This is a genomic window from Deltaproteobacteria bacterium, from assembly GCA_016213065.1.
Taxonomy (GTDB): domain Bacteria; phylum UBA10199; class UBA10199; order SPLOWO2-01-44-7; family SPLOWO2-01-44-7; genus JACRBV01.
This window is the reverse complement of sequence record JACRBV010000089.1, coordinates 1-3,496: the sequence shown is the minus strand read 5'-3', so window position 1 is coordinate 3,496 and position 3,496 is coordinate 1. Positions and strand designations below refer to the sequence as shown.

Genomic DNA, 3,496 nt, shown 5'->3' with positions numbered 1-3,496 from the left:
GCATTAGCGTTCCAGAGATGGTCGTTGCCTCGAAGTTTTGGGGACCTACAATCCGAAACTTCCCGAAAAAAAATTCACCGTCAAAAAAGAGCGGGTCGAGTTCTGGCTGAATCAGGGGGCATTGCCCACAAGAATTGTTTATCAATTATTGAAAAGAGAATGCGGCATTTCACCAAAGCGCGTTGCTTGAGGGGGGGACTATGGGAGACAGCAGTATCAAGTCGTTGATCGAAACCATCGCCAAGGCGCTGGTTGACAAACCGGAATTGGTGGAAGTAACCGAAGTGGAAGGGGAACAGACTACCGTCATCGAACTTAAAGTGGCCAAAGAAGATTTGGGTAAAGTCATTGGCAAAGAAGGTCGGACTGCCAGATCGTTAAGAACCATTTTAAGCGCCGCTTCAACAAAACTACGCCAACGCTCTGTTTTAGAGATTATTGAGTAATTGGCCGTGTATTTTGAAATTCTGACGATTTTTCCTAAATTTTACGAATCTTGTCTCAAGGTTTCGTTATTAGGTAAAGCTATAACCTCCTGTAAAATCAAAGTAAATCTGCACAATTTTCGCGATTACGCCACCGATAAATATCATCGTGTTGATGACATTCCTTATGGTGGAGGTGCAGGGATGGTTTTAAAACCAGAGCCTTTGGTGAGAGCCCTTGATGCCATTCCAAAAGAAAAAAAATCGCGTACTGTTTTGTTAACCCCGCGCGGTAAATTATTTAATCAACAGATGGCAGAGGATTGGTCGCAGTTAGAGCAACTCATTTTAATTTGTGGCCGGTATGAAGGGGTTGATGAAAGGGTTGTTGACTTGAGAGTGGATGAAGAAGTTTCCATTGGTGATTATGTTTTGAATGGTGGAGAGGTCGCGTCTGCCGTTGTTTTGGAAACAGTCGTACGGCTTTTGCCCGGTGTTTTGGGGAATGAAGTTTCCATTTTTCAGGAATCGTTTCAACAGGGACTTCTGGAATATCCGCAATACACACGCCCTCCCGAATTTGAAGGTTTAAAGGTGCCGGATGTTCTTCTATCAGGACATCATAAGGAAATTGAATCATGGCGGCGTAAAGAGGCGATCCGCATCACCCGTGAAAGGCGTCCTGATTTACTAAAAAAGGAAATAAAAGTTGCAAAAAAGACTAAACTGGCTAATAGTCCGCCCACTAAAAAATGAGAGTATATCTTGTGAATCGTTTTATGGGCCTGTCATTCTGAGCGAAGCGAAGAATCCATTTTTTTATCAAGTAGATCCTTCACGGAGTTTACCCTGAGCGCGAGCAGATTCTTCGCTCCGCTCAGAATGACAATAATGGCGAAGGGTTCAGGATGACACCATTTAATGAGATACTCTCGAGGAGTTTTTATGAATTTAATCCAAAAAATAGAAGAAGCTTATTGCAAAAAGGGGATTCCCGATTTCCGTCCCGGAGACACGGTTCGCATTTTCGTCAAAATTAAAGAAGGGGAGAAGGAACGTTTGCAGGCCTTTGAAGGTGTTGTGTTGCGCTCCAGAGGAGCTGGTTCTGCCGCCTCGTTTACCGTGCGAAAAATTTCTTACGGAGTGGGTGTGGAACGCATTTTCCCCCTGCATTCTCCCATCATCGATCACATAGAAATCATCCAAAAAGGAAAAGTCAGAAGATCACGCCTTTATTATTTGAGAAAATTATCCGGACGTAAGGCTCGTATTGAAGGGGAGGAGCGCTTTGTCACAGAAAAAGCGGAGCCCAAGGAGCCGCAACCTTCTTAAAGGTACATCCAACAATGTCATCCCCGCGAAGGCGGGGATCCAGACGTCGTCCCGACGAAAGTCGGGAACCAGTAATGAAACACTGGATTCCCGCTTTCGCGGGAATGACAAATCAGAAGTTTTTAAAAACCTTCTTGAATTTGAAGTGCAAGTAAAATCTCAAGGATACCCCAAAATCGCCGGTGTTGATGAGGCTGGGAGAGGTTGTCTTGCCGGTCCCGTTATCGCCGCCTGTGTGATTTTACCTTGGGAAGAAGAGACCTTTTCCGGTGTCAATGATTCCAAACAATTAACCCCCAATCAGAGAGATTATTTTTATGATTTGATCCTTGAAAAAGCAATCGGAGTTGGTGTCGGCTTGGTGGAGGCGAATGAAATTGACCGGATCAATATTCTTAGGGCCTCTCTCAAAGCGATGACAACAGCGGTTCAATCCTGTTCCATCAATCCTGATTTTGTGTTGGTAGATGGGCGTGAAAAAATTTCAGTTTCGATTCCTCAAAAACCAATTATCAAAGGAGATTGTCTGAGTCTTTCCATCGCCGCCGCTTCTATTGTAGCCAAGGTGACAAGGGATCGTTTGATGATTCGTTTGGGAGAAAAATTTCCACAATTTGGTTTCGCGAAACATAAGGGATATGCAACGAAACAACATTATAAAGAAATTAAAAACAATGGCCCAACATGCCTCCACAGGCTGACTTTCAGGGGTGTAGTCCATGGTCTATAGTCCATAGTCTATGGTCCGTTCCCAAAAAACAGCTTTACACCATTGAATTTCTCATGCTAGGGTCCCCACCCATGTCACTGAATACAGAAAAAAAGCAGGCAATTATTGGCAAATTTGAACGGCATACCGGGGATACCGGTTCACCGGAAGTCCAAGTAGCTATTCTTTCCCAGCGCATTGAAGAATTAAATAAACATTTCGCATCCCACAAAAAAGATCATGCCAGCAGGCACGGCCTGTTGAAAATGGTTGGATTACGGCGCAAACTTTTGAATTATCTTAAGTTGTCCGATGTGGAGCGTTATAAAAAAGTCATCGAGGATTTGGGTTTAAGAAAATAAAGGCTAGAAAGAGCTCTGATAATTGATAAAAATCGAGGTGTCCTTTGTTACACCTCTGTTGTTACTAGTTATCAGCACTCTTTAATTCAAAACCCTCTTCAACTCAAATTCCTCGAAATAAAATCAGGAGGTGCCTCATGGACCATTCAGTAAAAGCAGAATTTGGTGGCAGAACCTTAACCCTCTCAACCGGAGAATTGGCAAAACAGGCCGGTGGATCCGTTGTTGTTCGATATGGAGACACCATCGTTTTGGTCACCGCAACCGTTTCAGAAACACCAAAAGAAAATGTCGATTTCCTTCCGCTAACCGTTGATTATGTCGAAAAAACATTTGCGGCCGGAAAAATCCCGGGTGGATTTTTTAAGAGAGAGGGAAGACCCTCTGAAATGGCAACTCTCACTTCCCGTTTTATCGACCGTCCCATCCGTCCTTTATTTCCCGAAAATTATCACAATGAAACGCAGGTCATTGCAACAGTGCTTTCCGCAGATTTGGACAATGAACCTGACATCTTGGCAATGATTGGCGCCTCTTCCGCTCTGATGTTGTCGTCAGCGCCTTTCCTCGGACCCATCGCGGGAATTTGCGTGGGACGTGTGGAGGGAAAATTTGTTGTGAACCCAACCCCCAGACAAATGGAAGAATCAGATCTGGATATCATCGTT

At 44.1% G+C, this 3,496-nt stretch carries 6 protein-coding genes and 1 pseudogene; all 7 read left to right on the top strand.

Going from position 1 to position 3,496, the window contains the following annotated elements; translation table 11 throughout:
- Window positions 1-13 precede the first annotated feature (13 nt).
- A pseudogene (gene rpsP / locus HY877_05255) lies at window positions 14-190 on the top strand (30S ribosomal protein S16).
- Between the two features lie 10 nt (window positions 191-200).
- Window positions 201-446: a KH domain-containing protein gene (locus tag HY877_05250; GenBank protein ID MBI5299683.1), complete on the top strand. Its 246-nt coding sequence runs from the start codon at window positions 201-203 to the stop codon at window positions 444-446.
- 6 nt (window positions 447-452) lie between these two features.
- Entirely contained in the window at window positions 453-1,181 is a 729-nt protein-coding gene (trmD, locus tag HY877_05245; protein ID MBI5299682.1) for a tRNA (guanosine(37)-N1)-methyltransferase TrmD, read from the top strand.
- Window positions 1,182-1,370: 189 nt separating this feature from the next.
- The gene (rplS, locus tag HY877_05240; GenBank protein ID MBI5299681.1) at window positions 1,371-1,757 is read left to right on the top strand and encodes a 50S ribosomal protein L19; all 387 of its coding nucleotides are present in this window, start codon (window positions 1,371-1,373) and stop codon (window positions 1,755-1,757) included.
- Window positions 1,758-1,839: 82 nt separating this feature from the next.
- The gene (locus HY877_05235) at window positions 1,840-2,487 is read left to right on the top strand and encodes a ribonuclease HII (protein MBI5299680.1); all 648 of its coding nucleotides are present in this window, start codon (window positions 1,840-1,842) and stop codon (window positions 2,485-2,487) included.
- Between the two features lie 71 nt (window positions 2,488-2,558).
- Window positions 2,559-2,828, top strand: coding sequence for a 30S ribosomal protein S15 (gene rpsO, locus HY877_05230; GenBank protein ID MBI5299679.1), 270 nt, complete (start codon window positions 2,559-2,561; stop codon window positions 2,826-2,828).
- Between the two features lie 137 nt (window positions 2,829-2,965).
- A partial coding sequence (locus tag HY877_05225; GenBank protein ID MBI5299678.1) for a polyribonucleotide nucleotidyltransferase occupies window positions 2,966-3,496 on the top strand: 531 nt, incomplete at its 3' end.

Coding starts and splice junctions, on each gene's coding strand:
- HY877_05250 (MBI5299683.1), top strand. CDS start 201: ATGGGAGACAGCAGTATCAAGTCGTTGATCGAAACCATCGCCAAGGCG.
- rplS (MBI5299681.1), top strand. CDS start 1,371: ATGAATTTAATCCAAAAAATAGAAGAAGCTTATTGCAAAAAGGGGATT.
- rpsO (MBI5299679.1), top strand. CDS start 2,559: ATGTCACTGAATACAGAAAAAAAGCAGGCAATTATTGGCAAATTTGAA.